The organism is Streptomyces chlorus (assembly GCF_042655885.1).
Classification (GTDB): Bacteria; Actinomycetota; Actinomycetes; order Streptomycetales; family Streptomycetaceae; genus Streptomyces; species Streptomyces chlorus.
Genome location: NZ_JBHSOA010000139.1, coordinates 56,508 through 71,107 on the forward strand (window position 1 = coordinate 56,508; position 14,600 = coordinate 71,107).

The 14,600-nt window shown below is 70.4% G+C and carries 14 protein-coding genes; 6 read left to right on the forward strand and 8 right to left on the reverse strand.

The features are described from left to right. Window positions 1–122 precede the first annotated feature (122 nt). Window positions 123–1,400: an amino acid deaminase gene (locus ACFPZI_RS36420; protein WP_381371441.1), complete on the reverse strand. Its 1,278-nt coding sequence runs from the start codon at window positions 1,398–1,400 to the stop codon at window positions 123–125. A gap of 248 nt (window positions 1,401–1,648) precedes the next feature. Between ACFPZI_RS36420 and ACFPZI_RS36425 the strand changes: the two genes are divergently transcribed. The 5 genes from ACFPZI_RS36425 to ACFPZI_RS36445 all read left to right on the forward strand — a co-directional run bounded on the left by ACFPZI_RS36425 (window position 1,649) and on the right by ACFPZI_RS36445 (window position 6,662). Then, window positions 1,649–2,833 carry a sugar kinase gene (locus ACFPZI_RS36425; protein ID WP_381371442.1) on the forward strand — a complete coding sequence of 395 codons (1,185 nt, stop codon included), beginning with the start codon at window positions 1,649–1,651 and terminating at the stop codon, window positions 2,831–2,833. After that, window positions 2,830–3,588 (forward strand): IclR family transcriptional regulator, encoded by a 759-nt coding sequence (locus ACFPZI_RS36430; protein WP_381371443.1) that lies wholly within the window; start codon window positions 2,830–2,832, stop codon window positions 3,586–3,588. The genes ACFPZI_RS36425 and ACFPZI_RS36430 overlap by 4 nt, the downstream gene beginning before the upstream one ends. Window positions 3,589–3,619: 31 nt before the next feature. After that, the gene (locus ACFPZI_RS36435) at window positions 3,620–4,039 is read left to right on the forward strand and encodes a RidA family protein (RefSeq protein ID WP_381371444.1); all 420 of its coding nucleotides are present in this window, start codon (window positions 3,620–3,622) and stop codon (window positions 4,037–4,039) included. A 143-nt stretch (window positions 4,040–4,182) separates the two neighbouring features. Further along, entirely contained in the window at window positions 4,183–5,670 is a 1,488-nt protein-coding gene (locus tag ACFPZI_RS36440) for a GntP family permease (RefSeq protein WP_381371445.1), read from the forward strand. A gap of 128 nt (window positions 5,671–5,798) precedes the next feature. Then, the gene (locus ACFPZI_RS36445; RefSeq protein WP_381371446.1) at window positions 5,799–6,662 is read left to right on the forward strand and encodes a hypothetical protein; all 864 of its coding nucleotides are present in this window, start codon (window positions 5,799–5,801) and stop codon (window positions 6,660–6,662) included. 57 nt (window positions 6,663–6,719) lie between these two features. On the opposite strand, the gene ACFPZI_RS36450 is transcribed toward ACFPZI_RS36445, so the two are convergent. Both ACFPZI_RS36450 and ACFPZI_RS36455 read right to left on the reverse strand, forming a co-directional pair. Next, window positions 6,720–8,057, reverse strand: a complete 1,338-nt coding sequence (locus ACFPZI_RS36450; RefSeq protein ID WP_381371447.1) for a M14 family metallopeptidase — start codon at window positions 8,055–8,057, stop codon at window positions 6,720–6,722. A 172-nt stretch (window positions 8,058–8,229) separates the two neighbouring features. Then, a complete protein-coding gene (locus ACFPZI_RS36455) occupies window positions 8,230–9,450 on the reverse strand; it encodes an RNA-guided endonuclease InsQ/TnpB family protein (protein ID WP_381371448.1) in 1,221 nt (406 codons plus the stop codon). Between the two features lie 325 nt (window positions 9,451–9,775). Between ACFPZI_RS36455 and ACFPZI_RS36460 the strand changes: the two genes are divergently transcribed. Then, entirely contained in the window at window positions 9,776–11,113 is a 1,338-nt protein-coding gene (locus ACFPZI_RS36460) for an Nramp family divalent metal transporter (RefSeq protein ID WP_381371449.1), read from the forward strand. A 23-nt stretch (window positions 11,114–11,136) separates the two neighbouring features. Here the strand turns inward: ACFPZI_RS36460 and ACFPZI_RS36465 are convergent, their stop codons facing one another. The 5 genes from ACFPZI_RS36465 to ACFPZI_RS36485 all read right to left on the reverse strand — a co-directional run bounded on the left by ACFPZI_RS36465 (window position 11,137) and on the right by ACFPZI_RS36485 (window position 14,300). Further along, window positions 11,137–12,405, reverse strand: coding sequence for a hypothetical protein (locus tag ACFPZI_RS36465; RefSeq protein ID WP_381371450.1), 1,269 nt, complete (start codon window positions 12,403–12,405; stop codon window positions 11,137–11,139). A 62-nt stretch (window positions 12,406–12,467) separates the two neighbouring features. Then, entirely contained in the window at window positions 12,468–12,977 is a 510-nt protein-coding gene (locus ACFPZI_RS36470) for a SigE family RNA polymerase sigma factor (RefSeq protein ID WP_381371451.1), read from the reverse strand. A 78-nt stretch (window positions 12,978–13,055) separates the two neighbouring features. Continuing rightward, window positions 13,056–13,829 (reverse strand): SDR family oxidoreductase, encoded by a 774-nt coding sequence (locus tag ACFPZI_RS36475; RefSeq protein ID WP_381371452.1) that lies wholly within the window; start codon window positions 13,827–13,829, stop codon window positions 13,056–13,058. Between the two features lie 87 nt (window positions 13,830–13,916). After that, window positions 13,917–14,108 (reverse strand): hypothetical protein, encoded by a 192-nt coding sequence (locus tag ACFPZI_RS36480; protein WP_381371453.1) that lies wholly within the window; start codon window positions 14,106–14,108, stop codon window positions 13,917–13,919. 9 nt (window positions 14,109–14,117) lie between these two features. After that, window positions 14,118–14,300, reverse strand: coding sequence for a hypothetical protein (locus ACFPZI_RS36485; RefSeq protein ID WP_381371454.1), 183 nt, complete (start codon window positions 14,298–14,300; stop codon window positions 14,118–14,120). Window positions 14,301–14,600 lie beyond the last annotated feature (300 nt).

Here is a 14,600-nt window from a genome sequence, read left to right on the forward strand (position 1 = left end):
GGGATCGGTCCACGGGCGGTCGGCCCGGCGGCGTGATGGTCATCGGGCAACCGATCGCGGCGGGAACCGGTCGGTGATCATGCGCTGAGCCTTCACTAACGGGTGACCCGCGAAGTGCGGGCCTAGAAGAACGTACGGATGTAGTCGACCACCGTGCCGTCCGCCTCCGCCACGGGAATGAGTACCCATTTGTCGAAGGAGGTGCACGGGTGGGAGAGCCCGAGGCCCAGCCAGTCGCCGACCTCCAGATCGGCCTCCGCGGCGGTACGCAGCCAGGCATGCTGGTCGGAGAGGGAGACGACCGAGATCCCGGCCGCCGGGCGCTCCGTGCCGCCTTGGCGGACCACCTGGGCGAACGGCAGGTCGAGGTCGTAGGCCGCGTCCCGCTTGCCCGCGTTGGCGAAGGCCTGCTCGGCGGACGGCCGGGACACGATCTGCGTCCACAGCCGGAACGCCGGTTCCAACGCGCCTTCCTCCGGTACCCGGTTGAACGGGGTCAGCTTGCGGTAGTGCCCGTCGTCGTGCGAGACGTACGCCCCCGAGCGCAGCAACTTCAGTACGGGCAGGGAGAGTTCGGGGATCTCCGCGAAGACGTCGGCGACCGCGTCGAACCAGGCGCTGCCGCCCGCGCTCACCACGATCTCGTCGAGGCCCGCGAACCGCCCGGCCTTGTCGAAGTCCACCGCCAGGGCCGCCAGGCGCCGCAGCCACGCCCGCACCCGCTCCGGGTCGGCGTCCGGCACCTCGCCCTCGTACCCGGCGACCCCGACCAGCCGCAGACCGCGCGCACCCGCCACCGCGTCGGCGACGGCGGCGCACTCCGCCTCCGTCCGCACCCCGGTCCGCGCGCCCTCGCCCCCGGCGAGTTCGACCACGACGTCCACCGGGCGGGCGGACCCGGCGAGGGCCGCGTCCATCAGCTCGACACCGCGCACGGAGTCGACGTAGCAGACGAACCGGAAGCCGGGGTCGGCGTCCAGCTCACCGGAGATCCACCGCAGGGCCGCCGCGTCCACCAGCTCGTTGGCGAGGAACACCCGCCGCACGCCGAACGCCCGCGCCACCCGCACCTGGTGCGGCACCGCGAGCGTGATGCCCCAGGCGCCGTGCTCGATCTGGCGCCGGAAGAGCTGCGGGGCCATGGACGTCTTGCCGTGCGGGGCGAAGGCGAGGCCGTGCCGGACCGCGTACGTCTCCATCAGCTTCAGGTTGTGCTCCAGGCGCTCGGCGGACAGTGCGAGCACCGGGGTGGTGAAACCTCCGGTGAACAGGTTCCGGCGCTGGGCGGCCAGCTCGCCGACGGTCAGCCCGTCGGCGTCCGGCGGGAGGCCCTTGAAACGGTGGTCGACGCGTTCCTCCGTGAGCTGCGTGTAGGCGTCGGAGCCGGGGTCGAGGACCATCAAAGCCTCCCTGATCTGGCATGTTGCATCCTCTGCAACACCCGTTGCGTATATCGCTTACCGCTGTCTAACATCTCGGCCACACGGGGTCAATGGAACCGGTTCCCGGCGGCCGACGAGGACAATGCGGGCGGACACCGACGATCCGTACCCACCCGGCCCCGCGCCACCCGTCCCGCACCACCGGCGCCACCCGTCCCGCACCACCGGCATCGCCCGACCCCGTCGCACCGAGGAGCCACCCCACCGTGACCGCCACCGGACCCCGCACCGCCCCCGACGTCGTGGAGACCGTCGATGTGGTCGCGCTGGGCGAGTCCATGGTGACGTTCCTGCCCTCCCGGCCGGGCCCCCTTGCCGATGTCCCCTCCTTCGACCGCGGCATCGGCGGCGCGGAGTCCAACACCGTCTGCGTCCTCGCGGCGGCCGGCCACTCGGCACGCTGGATCAGCGCGGTCGGCCAGGACGGCTTCGGCGACCACCTCCTGCGGGCGATCGGGGAGTACGGCGTCGACGTGTCGTCCGTCCGCCGCGACCCGCACCGCCCCACCGGCATCTACTTCCGCACCGCCGGCGACCGCGGCACCGACGCCCACGAGGTCGCCTACTACCGGGCGGGCTCCGCGGCCTCCGCGATGACCACCGCCACCGTCGATCTGGCCGCCGCCCGCGCCGCCCGCGTCCTGCACCTGTCCGGTATCACCGCCGCCCTCTCCGCCGGCTGCCTGGACCTCGTACGGGAGCTGACCGCCCGTCGCCCCGGCCGTCCGCTCGTCTCCTTCGACGTCAACCACCGGCCCGGACTGTGGCGCGACAGAGACGCCCACGGCCCCGAGGTGCTGCTGGAACTGGCCCGAGGGGCCGACATCGTCTTCGTGGGAGAGGACGAGGCCGAGTCCGCCTGGGGCATCAAGGGCGGCCCGTCGTCGATCCGCGAGGCGTTGCCCGAGCCGGAGGTCCTGGTGGTCAAGCAAGACGCACGGGGAGCCACGGCCTTCCACCGCACATCCGCGGGCAGTCGTGCCGCTGGGGGGAGGGTGGGTGCGGGCGGCACCCCGTCAGCGCGGGGCTGCGCGACCCACGCCCGGCCCGCACCGGCACCGGCCACCTTCGTCCCCGCCCTCACCGTCGACATCGTGGCAACGGTAGGCGCCGGCGACGCCTTCGCCGCCGGATTTCTCTCCGCCACCCTGCGCGCCCTGCCCGTACGGGACCGGCTCCGGCACGGCCACCTCATGGCCGCCGCCGCCCTCACCGTCCCCGGCGACCTCGCCACACCCCCCGCCCGTGACCTGGCCGACCGGCTGGCCGCCCTGGACGACACGGCGTGGGGGAGACTGCGTCTCGGCCCCGGCTGGACCGAGACCGCCACCGCGGGCGCGCACACGGACGCGGGCGCGGACCGGGCCGAGGAGGAGGTACGCACCCCATGAGCCAGACCGTCGACCGCGCACTGAGCATCCTGCCGCTGCTCGCCGAAGGCCCCGCCGACCTCGGGCAGGTCGCCGACCGGCTCGGCGTGCACAAGTCCACCGCCCTGCGGCTGCTGCGCACCCTGCACGGGCACGGACTCGTCTACCGCCAGTCCGACCAGCGCTACCGGCTCGGCGCCCGCCTCTTCGCCCTCGCCCAGGAGGCGATGGAGAACCTCGACGTCCGGGAGATCGCCCACCCCCACCTCGTCCGCCTCAACGAGCAGTGCGGCCACACCGTGCACCTCGCCGTCCACGAGGAGAACGAGGTCCTCTACATCGACAAGGTGGAGAGCCGCTACCCGGTCCGCATGTACTCGCGGATCGGCAAGCCCGTCGCCATCACCGTCGCCGCCGTGGCCAAGCTGCTCCTCGCCGACCTGCCCGAACACGAGCGCCGCGCCCTCGCGGAGAAGCTCGACTACCCCCTGTACACGTCCCGTTCGACGCCGGGCCCGGCCGCGTTCCTGCGCGAGCTGGAGAAGGTGCGCGAACAGGGCTGGGCCACCGACCTCGGCGGCCACGAGGAGTCCATCAACTGCGTCGCCGCGCCGATCCGCGGCGCCGACGGCCGGGTGGTCGCAGCGATGTCGGTCTCCGCGCCGAACGTCGTCGTCACCGCCGACGAACTCCTCACCCTGCTCCCGCTGGTCCGCCGCACCGCGGACGCGATCAGCGGCGAGTACTCCGGCCGGACTCCGGCAGAACTCCAGTGACTCCAACGACCCCAGCGAAGGACCGCCCCGCATGACCGAGAAAACCGAGAAAGTCGCCCTCACCCCCAGCACGCACACCACCCCGCCCGCGAAGTTCTCCCACGGCGTGCGCAAGGGCAACATCCTCCAGGTCGCCGGCCAGGTCGGGTTCCTGCCCGCCGAGGAGGGCAGGCCGCCCACGCCCGCCGGCCCCACCCTGCGCGAGCAGACCCTCCAGACCCTCGCCAACGTCAAGGCGATCCTCGAAGAGGGCGGCGCGACCTGGGACGACGCGATGATGATCCGCGTCTACCTCACCGACGTGGACCACTTCGCCGAGATGAACGGCATCTACAACACCTACTTCGAGGAGCAGGGCCTCACCCAGCCGCCCGCCGCGCGCACGACCGTCTACGTCGGCCTGCCCGCAGGGCTCCTCATCGAGATCGACGCCCTGGCCGTACTGGGCTGACGCGCGCTCACCCCTCACCCCTCACCTTTTCGGTCACCACCCCGCACCCCGTATGCCACGGCACGGCGTCCGCCACCCCTGGGACGCCGTGCCGCGATCCCCCATGCCCGAAAGCTTTATGCGCTCAAGCAGAGGACCCCCGAATGTCCCCACCATCCCTTTCGCTCGCCGCCGACGCGGCGGCCGGGACGCCCCCGCACACCGGCGGGCTGCTCCTTCTCATCGACGGCACCGCCGGTCTGCTGACCGTCGCCGCCATCGGTATCGCCCTGCTTCTCTTCCTGATCATCAAGGTCCGGCTCCAGCCGTTCGTCGCCCTGCTCGGCGTCTCCATAGCCGTCGGCCTGATGGCCGGCCTGTCGGTCACCGAACTCTTCGGCACGGTCCAGCGCTCGGACGCGGTGTCCACCATCGAGTCCGGCATGGGCGGCATCCTCGGCCATGTCGCGATCATCATCGGTCTCGGCACCATGCTCGGCGCGATCCTCGAGGTCAGCGGCGGCGCCGCGGTACTGGCATCGCGGCTGCTCGGCCTGTTCGGCGAGAAGAGGGCCCCGCTCGCCATGGGCCTCACCGGCCTGATCTTCGGTATCCCGGTCTTCTTCGACGTCGGCATCTTCGTCCTCGCGCCGATCGTGTACGCCGCCGCCAAACGCTCCGGCAAGTCGATCCTGCTCTACTGCCTGCCCCTGCTCGCGGGCCTGTCCGTCACCCACGCCTTCCTGCCCCCGCACCCCGGCCCGGTGGCCGCCGCCGGACTGCTCGACGTCGACCTCGGCTGGGTCATCCTCATGGGCGTCGTCACCGGCCTCCCGGCCGTCGTCGCCGCCTGGGTCTACTCCGCCTGGATCGGCAAGCGGATCTTCGTCGCCGTACCGCAGGACATGGTCGAGGCCGCCGAGGAGTCCCGTCAGGCCGTCCTCGACGAGCAGCGCGCCGCAGGCGTGGCTCCGCGTGAGACGCCTGTGCCGCTCGGCACCGTCCTCGGCATCATCGGTACGCCGCTCATCCTGATCCTCGCCTCGACGTTCTCCTCGATCGCCCTGGACGAGTCCACACTGCGCTCGGTCGTGGAGTTCTTCGGCCACCCGTTCGTCGCGCTCACCCTCGCCCTGTTCATGGCGTACTACCTGCTCGGCATCCGGCGCGGCTGGTCCCGCAAGTCCCTGGAGACCGTCTCGACGTCCTCGCTGAAGCCGGTCGGCAACATCCTGCTGGTCGTCGGAGCCGGCGGTGTCTTCGGCGCGGTCCTCAAGGGGAGCGGTGTCGCCCAGGCGCTGTCCGACACGTTCAACGACGTCGGCCTGCCGGTGATCGTCCTGTCGTACCTGATCTCCGTGGTGCTCAGGGTCGCGCAGGGCTCGGCAACGGTGGCGATCGTCACGACGGCGGGCATCGTCGCCCCGCTGCTGTCCGAGGGGGACCACTCGCAGGCGTTCGTGGCCCTGGTCATCATGGCGATCTCGGCGGGCTCCATCTTCGCCTCGCACGTCAACGACGGCGGCTTCTGGATGGTCGCCAAGTACTTCGGCATCAGCGAGCGGGACACGCTGAAGACATGGACGGTGCTGGAGAGCGTCCTGTCGGTCGCGGGCTTCGTGGTCGCGGCGGCACTCAGCCTGTTCGTCTGACGCCGGCCCGCGACTCCTGTCGGATCATCGTCCGATTCGTACGAACGGTGGGGCGCATGTAGGCGTCTGATAACGAAGTGAGGGGCTGGCTGTGCTCCACACAGGATCGTCGACCATACTCATCCGGTGTGGAGCAGCGCATAGGTTCGAGCAGCCAGCCCCAGCCCCTGGAAGGCGCCGGATTCGACCCGGCCTTCATCCCCGGGCTCACCGCACCCGTGTCCGGCACCTCCGACCGCAAGGCGGACGTGAAGGACGCGAAGGGCGAGGAGGAACGCGAGGACACGGAGCCCGCCTCGGAGCCGGAGGACGCGGCGCCCGAGACGGACGCGGACCCGGCCACGGAATCGGGGAAGGAACCGGCGACGAAGAAGGAGCCGGAGGCCGGGACGGCGTCCGCGAAGGCGACCTCGCCCTCGCTGGAGAAGTCCGAGGCTGCGGGCTCCTCCGAGGCGGAGCCCGTCCCCGACGGCCCCGTCTTCGAGGCGTCCGACCGTCGCGCCGAGATCGTCGCCGATCACAGCGGCGTACGGCTCCGGCTGGACGACCAGGCGTGCGAGTTCCGCTGGGACGAGATCGGTGCGGTGGAGACGGAGACCGCCCGATTCGGCAAGCGGTACACGGTCACCGTCCACACCACGGAACGCCGTTGGTACCCGCTGGAGATCGAGGCCACGTCCCGCGGCTGCTTCGCCACGTGGGACACGGAACTGGACGCGGTCCTGGACGCGTACTTCGACGACGGGGCAGCCGAGCCGGAGACGTCCGACGTGGACGTTTCCGATACGGACGTTTCCGATGCGAACGCGTCTGACGCGGGCGCCGACGCCGGGGAGTCCAAGCCGGAGGCAGGCACGGACAAGCCCAAGCCTGGCGCCGAAGTGGACTCGTCCGACGACGCGGACGAGCCCGAGTCGGACGCCGACAAGGACGAGCCCGAGTCGGACGCCGGCAAGGACAAGTCCAAGCCGGACGTCGCCTCAGTGGAGTAGGCGCCACCCCTCCTCACGGCGGGCGGCGCCGCTCCGCGGCTACGCGGTCAGGCCGCGCTAGCCGCAGTACTGCGCCGCCTTGCCGATGGAGCGATACATGCAGTCCGCGTTCTCCAGGAGCTGCAGGACGGCATCCCGGTTGCGGGACGTCTCCCGCTCGATGACCTCGTCGGGCGGGTAGAAACCGCCGCTCGACGAGGACCGCGGATACATCTCGTAGGTGTAACCGAAGATCTTGTGGGTGCCCCACAGGTAGTCGTCGATCGACCCGTCCGTGATGTACAGATCGCTGGACTGCTGGGCCGTGTAGCCGTTGCTCGCCGCCATCTTCTGACCGACCGTCCGGAAGGCGGCCTGGTCGTCGGCCGTCATCCCGGTCGTGGTGTCGGAGTAGGTGTAGCCGAAGGGCCAGAGCACCAGCTCGCTGTACGTGTGGAAGTCGACGCCCGCTTTGATCTGCTGCACGCCCCCCACGACCCGGCTGCGCACGAAGTCGGCGACGACCTTCACCTCGGGCGCGGACTCGGGAGCCGAACCCCGGTAGGTCTCGGAGGACGTGGAGCCGGAGGAGCCGCCGCAGCAGCCCCAGCGGTAGTCCCAGTTGCGGTTCAGGTCGGTGCCGACGTTCGACGAACCGGAGTTGGGCTGCCGGTTCTTGCGCCAGGAGCGGTAGGAGCCGGTGGCGATGTCGTACTCGCCGCCGTCCGGGTTGAGGTCCGGGACGATCCAGATCTCCCGGCCGTTGACCATGTTGGTGATCCGCGAGTCGCTGCCGTATCCCGCGCCGAGTTCGCGCAGCAGATACAGCGCCATCTCCACGGTCATGTGCTCGCGCGCGTGCTGGTGGTGGGTGAACAGGACCTCGGGCTCGTTCTCGTCCGCCGTCACGTTGTCGCTGATCTTGATGGCGACGATGTCCCGGCCCTGGTAGGACCGGCCGATCACCCGCTTGCTCATGATGTTCGGGTACGCCGCCAGCCGTTGGTCGATCTCCGCGTTCATCTCGGCGTAGTTGTGGTAGCGGGAGTCGGCCGAGGGGAAGTCGAACAGACGCAGATCGTCGGCGGCCGACGAACGGTCGGGGGCGGCGCCCAACGGCGTGACCTCGTACCCCTGTTGGCGCAGTGTGCGGATCTGTTCCGCCCGGCCGGAGACGACCACCGTCTCCTCGTCGGCCTCGTCCACGGTGACCCCGGCCCGCTGGATCGCCGTACGGGTCACGGGAGTCGTGTGCTGATGGATCTCGTACTGACGGATGTCGTCGGCCGAAGGCGCCGCCCGTTTCCCGCTGTCGGCGCCGGCCTCCGTGGCCGTCATCGACACGGGCGCGGCGAGGGTGAGGGCGAGGAGTGCGGCGAGCACGGCGGAGCGTCTGCCGCGTGTGCGAAGTCGCATGAAGTCTCCTTGTGGGAGGTGGGGTTGTCCATGGCGACGTGCCTGGTGCGGTGTGCGGTGCCGCAATTTTGCGCGTATGACATGATCAGGTCAATACCGTCATGTCGGTCGGTCATTCGACCAGGTGCATCCGTTGAATCCTCCCCTCCCTGAAAGGAAGGGGATTCCTGGCTCAGGCCGCCTCCCGGAGCAGCGCTCCAGGAGGTCTTCCGCCATCGGCACCAGCCGGGTGGAGAGCAGCCCGGACGAGCATGACGCGTGCGGAGTTCTTGTCCCGTGGGGACACGGTTCCGCAGGCGGTGCAGGTGTAGGTGCGCTCACCCAGCGGCAGTGCGTGCTTGGCTCTCGCATCGCAGTGCGCGCAGTCCATCGTGGTGTGCGCGGGATGGACGAGACGAATGTCCCGCCCGTGCTTGCGGCCCATCTCGATCAGGGCGGCCTTGGTGGCGCCGATGGCGGCGTCGGCTGCCTTGCGGGCCATGGTGGTCTTGGCCAGGAACTTCGGGCGGAAGTTCTCGACCGCGATGACGTCGTGGTCGCGGACGACTTTCTTGGCCCACTTGCGCCCGGTGTTCGCCCGCTGCCGGGCGACCTTCTTGTGGGCCTTCGCCCGCAGTTTCCTCGCCTCGCGGTAGCCCTTCGATGCGGGCTTTCCTTTCTTCGGCCTGCGGCGGGCCGTCATCCGGTCGTACCGGGCCAGCTTCGTTTGGGCCTTCCTGCCGTGCTCGGCGTGCGGCAGGTCGTGCGCGTCGGACGTGGTGGTCGCGGTCTCCCTCACGCCCCAGTCGAGGCCGAGGACGCGGCCGGTCTCCGGCAGGGGCTGGACCTGGGCGGGGACGACGAACGAGCAGTACCAGTGCCCGAGGCTGTCCTGGTACAGGCGTACCGAGGACGGCTCGGCCGGCAGTTCCCGCGACCAGACCACCGCCAGGACGACGCCGCCCGCCAGGTGCAGCCGGCCGTCCTTCAACCGGAACCCGCGCTTCGTGTAGTTGAGGGTCGGCAGTGCCTCGCGTTTGGTCTTCCACTTCGGCATCCCGGCCCGGCGCGCCCTGGGCAGGCGCTCCTTGATGTCCTTGTGCGCCTTGGCGCGGGAGCGGCCGAAGTCGCGGATGACCTGCTGCTGGGGCACCGACGAGCCCGCACGCAGCCACGGCGTACGGGCACGGGCTTCGGTCAGCATCCTGTCGAGCTGAGCCGGACCGCACGTGGCCTTCCGGCCTGTGGACTTGTTGCGCAGGTGCACGGCCCTGGACTTGGCGACGCATTCGTTCCACACCCAGCGGCACCGGTCCCACTCCGCCGCCAGGACGGTACGGGCAGCGGACGACACGCGCAACCGGTAGGTGTACCGGGCATGCCCGGCCCCCGCATCCGCCCTCACCTGCGCCACTCGCCCCCTCACGGCCCCGCCCGGGACACTCCGTCCCCCCGAACCCTCCGAAGGACCATACGTACGACAGCCGCACAGACGCACCCCGATCCCACAGTCACCACCCCCACCGGCGACCACGGGCACACGCGTTCGCGTCACCTCAGCGACAGCGACAGCAGTACGGGCGCTCCACGCCCTGGACCGGATGCGGCGACGCTCCACGTCGCGACACCCGGATGCGATTCCTCCCCGACGTGAACGCCGGGGCCTCCTCGCAAGAAACAGGTGAAGATCCCCGCACGCCCCCTTGCCCCGTCGGTACCCGTCCGCTTTCTTGACCTTTATGGCGGACACCACGGGAAACACGGGAAGCATCCAGGACACCGGGGCGCCACTCCAGGGCCCCGGCCCCCGGCCCCGTAAGTCCAGTTGGCGCTACATCGGCCCCGGCATCGTCGTCGCCGCGACCGGTGTGGGGGCCGGCGACCTGGTCGCCACCCTCATCGCCGGCAGCAACTTCGGCTACACCCTCCTCTGGGCGGCGGTCCTCGGCTGCCTGGTGAAGATCTCCCTCGCCGAGGCGGCGGGCCGCTGGCATCTGGCCACCGGCCGCACCCTGTTCGACGGCTGGGCGAGTCTGGGCCGCTGGACGACGTACTTCTTCGGCGTCTACGTCGTCATCTGGGGTTTCGTCTACGGCGCGGCGGCGATGTCGTCGAGCGCGTTGCCCCTGCAGGCCCTCTTCCCGGACGTGATGGACCTCGAGTGGTGGGGCATCGCCTGCGCCCTGGTGGGACTGGCCTTCGTCTGGTTCAACAGGTACGCGGTCTTCGAGAAGGTCATGACGGTCCTGGTGGGCGTCATGTTCGTGGTGACCGTCTACCTGGCGATCAGGGTGGCCCCGAACCTCGGGGACGCCTTCGCCGGACTGCTCCCGGTCCTTCCCGACGCGGACGACTCGGTCCTCTACACCCTGGGCCTGATCGGCGGCGTCGGCGGCACGATCACGCTGGCCGCGTACGGCTACTGGGTCAACGCCAAGGGCTGGACCAACGCGGGGTGGATGAAGGTGATGCGCCTCGACAACCGCGTCGCGTACCTCACCACCGGCATCTTCGTCGTCGCGATGCTCCTCGTCGGCGCCGAGCTCCTGCACTCGGCGGGGCTCGCGCTGGAGAAGGGGGACAAGGGCCTGGTGCAGCTGAGCGACATCCTGGAGGACAGGTACGGCGCCGCGACGGCGAAGTTCTTCCTGATCGGCTTCTTCGCCACGTCGTTCACGTCGCTGATCGGCGTGTGGCACGGGGTGAGCCTGATGTTCGCCGACTTCGTGACGCGCGGACGGAGGAAGGCGAAGGCGTCGACGGGCGAGGCCATCGCGTCGGGCCGCCCGGAGAAGTCCTGGCCGTTCCGCGCCTACCTGCTGTGGCTGACCTTCCCACCCATGATCCTCCTGTTCGAAGGCCAGCCCTTCCGCCTCATCATCATCTACGGCGTCCTGGGCGCCGCCTTCATGCCCTTCCTCGCCCTGACCCTGCTCTGGCTCCTCAACTCCGCCCGCACACCCCGCGAATGGCGCAACGGGGCCCTCAGCAACAGCATGCTCGTCATCGCGGGCCTCCTCTTTCTGGTCCTGTGCGTCAAGCAGGTCTGGGACCAGCCCTGGTCGGAGTTCTTCTAGCGGTCGGGTCGGGTCGGGTCAGGTCATGTCGGTTCGGGCCGGTTCAGGTCGTCCCACCGGGGGCTGAGGGCGATCGCGCGGAGTTCCTTCATGCTCAGCGCGGGGGCCTCACGCGTGGCGTCCTCGTGCTGGGCGCCGGTGTTGAAGGCGCTGATCACCACACGCCTGCCGTCGGCCCGCATGATGTCGACGGTCCACATGACGACACCGGCGGCGCCCTTCTCACCCGGCCCCTGCCGGGTCGCGACCCGGGTTCCGTCGTCCAGCGTCTCGGCGGAACCGTAGAGTTGGCCCGCGTCATCCAGCATGCGGCGCTGGACGTTGATCTGGACGAAGCTCTTCCCCTTGCCGTCGTCGACGACGAGATAGGCGTACCCCTCCTCCTGACCGCCCTTCGACACCACCTCGACACGGTCGGGGACCAGCTTGGCGAGTGTCTCCCGGACCGCCGGGCCGTCGACGCGCGGCGGCTGCGCAGTGGGGGCCTCGGACGGCGTCCCGGTCCTCTCCGGAATGGCGTCGACGGCCGCCCGCCACTGCGGGGCCATGGCGAGTTCCTTCAGCTGCGAGGCGGACAGCGGGGGCGCGGGCCGGCTGATGAGCTCGTCCTTCTCTGCGGCCGAGTTCCACTCACTCACGCTGATCTGCTGTCCCCGGGGCGTGACAAGTACGGCGTTCCACCACTTGGTGTCCACGCGCCGGTCCGGATACTCGTACCCTTTGAACAGCATCAGCTTCGACCCGTCCGCCAGAGTGCTGGTGGCACAACTGTCGTGCGGGGTGAACACCTGGTCCGGGCACCGGGTGGCCTCGCGGGCCTGGGAGCTTCCCGGCTCGACGCGGTGGAGACCGATGCCGACGGCTGCGGGCCCCTCGCCGTCGTCGTACACGACCTGGGCGAACGGCCCGAGGACCGAGTCGGTGCCGCGCCCCTGCTCCCCGCTGAACTTCCCGTCGGGGAGGAGTTCCTTCAGCGTGCGGATGAGTTCCTCACCGGAGACGGGCGCCGGAGTGTCCTTGGCGGTGGCGGTGACCTCGGCTCCCGAGGCCACCGTCGCGCGCTCGTTCTCCCGGCCCTCGCCCGGCAGGAGCAGTGCCCCGCCCACCCCCACGAGCGCGATCCCGGCCGCACCCCCGAGGACGGCGGCCCGCCGCCGCACCCGCATCCGCCTTCCCCGGGTCCGCCCCCCGTCGGTGAGGGCGCCCCGGTCGGCCTCGAAGGTGCTGCCGGTGTCGTGCAGAGCGGCGGAGAGCCGCTCCTCGAAGGGGTTGCTGTGCTGGTCGACGGACATGACGAACCACCGCTTCCGTGAGGTGAACATGGAGAAGTGAGGAGGGGACGGCCTGAGTCCGGTCAGGACCGGGCGTACTCACCGAGGTTTTCGCCGAGCAGCTCCCGCAGCCGGGCCAGGGCGCGCAGGCTGCGCGTGCGCACCGCCGCCGAGCTGACGTTCATCGCGTCGGCGGTCTCCTGGACCGAACGGTCCTCCCAGTACCGCAGGACGATCACCGCGCGGTCCTTCGCGGGCATGCGGGCGAGGGCGTCGAGCAGGGTGAGCCGCAGGGACGGGTCGGCGTCGGCGCCCGGCAGATCCGGGAACACGGCGGTCGAGCGCTCGGTACTGCTGCGCCGCCGCCGGTGGGTGAGGAACGCGCGGGTGAGCACGGTCTGCGCGTACCCGGCGGGGTTGTCCATGCGGGAAACCCGCCCCCAGTGCACGTACACCCGCCCGAGTGTCTCCTGGACGAGGTCCTCGGCGAGGTGCGTGTCCCCGGCCGTGAGCAGACACGCGGACCGGTACAGATGTCCGGCCCGCGCCACCGCGAAGTCCCCGTACTCGCCCTCGCGACCGTCCTGCCCCATGCGCGCATCCCCCTCGGCTCATCCCACGGCTCTCACCTCATTGATGCGCCGGACCCGGGGGAATGTTTCACCCCCACGTCACACCAGGCCTCCGTTGGCCCGCAGGATCTGGCCGTTCACCCAGTGGCCCTCCGGGCTGGTGAGGAAGGCGACCACCTGGGCGATGTCCTCCGGGGTGCCGAGCCGCTCCAGCGCCGGGGCCTTGGCGAGCGCGGCGATCTGCTCAGGGGTCTTGCCGTCGAGGAACAGGTCGGTGGCCGTGGGTCCGGGGGCGACCGTGTTCACGGTGACGTCCCGCCCGCGCAGCTCGCGGGCGAGGATCAGCGTGATCGCCTCGACGGCGCCCTTGCTCGCCGTGTACGCACCGTAGGCGGGGAGCTGCGTACCGACCACGGAGGTCGAGAAACCCACGAACGAGCCGCCCGCACGCAGCCGCCGGGCGGCCTGCTGGGCGACCACGAAGGTGCCGCGGATGTTGGTGCGGTGCATGGCGTCGAGCACCGCCAGGTCGAGGTCGGCGATGGGGGAGAGCGCGAGCCGGCCGGCGGCGTTCACGACGACGTCCACGCCGCCGAACTCGCCCTCCGCCCGATCGAACAGCGCGGCGACCGCATGCTCGTCCGCCACGTCCGCCTGTACGGGGATCGCCCGACCGCCCTCGGCGGTGATCGCCTCGACCGTCTCTTCGGCGGCGGCCGTATGGCCGGCGTAGTTCACCACGACGGCCAGACCGTCCCGGGCGAGTTTCAGGGAGACCGCCCGGCCGATGCCGCGCGATCCGCCGGTCACGACGGCGACGCGAGCGGGTGCGGATGCGGGTGCGGGTGCGGGTGCTTCAGGGTTCGTAGTCATGTCTTCCACGATGCGCACAGATGACCAGCGACACAGAGGATGACATCCCCTGTGTCGCTGACCCGGCCGACCCCACCGGCACCGGCTTCACAGCAGATGGTCTGCTTTCCCCGCCTTGATGTCGAGGATCATGCGCCGCAGGGCGTCCCGGCTGTCGGTGAGGTGGTCGTCCTCGGAGCCGGCTATGGCGATGTAGCCGTTGCCGTCCTGATCGGTACCGAGGCGGAAGCAACTGGCTCCCTCACCGCAGAAGGGGGCTTCCCAGGTGATGTCGTCCATGCTGTCTCCTCACAAGCTGTTGGCGATGTCCCGGATGAAGTCGCGGGATGCTTGAGGCGAGAGGGCAATGCGCTCCATCCAGTCCAGGTGCGGGACCGGCCCTTCCAGGTAGGTGAAGATCTGCCCGGACCCGGGAAACGTGCCAGAGGTGAACGGCACGACCAGCAGCCGTACGGCGGGCCGTTCGGACATGGCGATCACATGCTCGAGCTGCGCCCGTGCACATCCCCGCCTGGTCACTGCGTGTGAAACGCGTCGTCGCGCGGCCCTGCGCTTCCTGTCCTGTGTCTGCCGAGCCTGCGACGGCACCTGGGGCTTCGGCGAGGCGCGCGAGCCGGACGGTGGCACCCGCATGTGGGCCACCCTGCCCAGTGCGGGCGCGAGGTCGTACGGCCTCCTACACGCCACTGCACCCCTGCCATCAAGGTGACCTGTCCGCAGGGCAGACACCGAAGCACACCCCGCCCGCCACTTGGCCGTGGGGGCTTTTGA

What these genes read in the sequence shown, in the direction of transcription:
- ACFPZI_RS36440 (WP_381371445.1), top strand. Translation starts at nt 4,183, where the DNA reads ATGTCCCCACCATCCCTTTCGCTCGCCGCCGACGCGGCGGCCGGGACG.
- ACFPZI_RS36470 (WP_381371451.1), bottom strand. Translation starts at nt 12,977, where the DNA reads ATGGGGCAGGACGGTCGCGAGGGCGAGTACGGGGACTTCGCGGTGGCG.
- ACFPZI_RS36485 (WP_381371454.1), bottom strand. Translation starts at nt 14,300, where the DNA reads ATGTCCGAACGGCCCGCCGTACGGCTGCTGGTCGTGCCGTTCACCTCT.
- ACFPZI_RS36450 (WP_381371447.1), bottom strand. Translation starts at nt 8,057, where the DNA reads ATGCGACTTCGCACACGCGGCAGACGCTCCGCCGTGCTCGCCGCACTC.
- ACFPZI_RS36460 (WP_381371449.1), top strand. Translation starts at nt 9,776, where the DNA reads ATGGCGGACACCACGGGAAACACGGGAAGCATCCAGGACACCGGGGCG.
- ACFPZI_RS36475 (WP_381371452.1), bottom strand. Translation starts at nt 13,829, where the DNA reads ATGACTACGAACCCTGAAGCACCCGCACCCGCACCCGCATCCGCACCC.
- ACFPZI_RS36435 (WP_381371444.1), top strand. Translation starts at nt 3,620, where the DNA reads ATGACCGAGAAAACCGAGAAAGTCGCCCTCACCCCCAGCACGCACACC.
- ACFPZI_RS36480 (WP_381371453.1), bottom strand. Translation starts at nt 14,108, where the DNA reads ATGGACGACATCACCTGGGAAGCCCCCTTCTGCGGTGAGGGAGCCAGT.
- ACFPZI_RS36430 (WP_381371443.1), top strand. Translation starts at nt 2,830, where the DNA reads ATGAGCCAGACCGTCGACCGCGCACTGAGCATCCTGCCGCTGCTCGCC.
- ACFPZI_RS36420 (WP_381371441.1), bottom strand. Translation starts at nt 1,400, where the DNA reads ATGGTCCTCGACCCCGGCTCCGACGCCTACACGCAGCTCACGGAGGAA.
- ACFPZI_RS36465 (WP_381371450.1), bottom strand. Translation starts at nt 12,405, where the DNA reads ATGTCCGTCGACCAGCACAGCAACCCCTTCGAGGAGCGGCTCTCCGCC.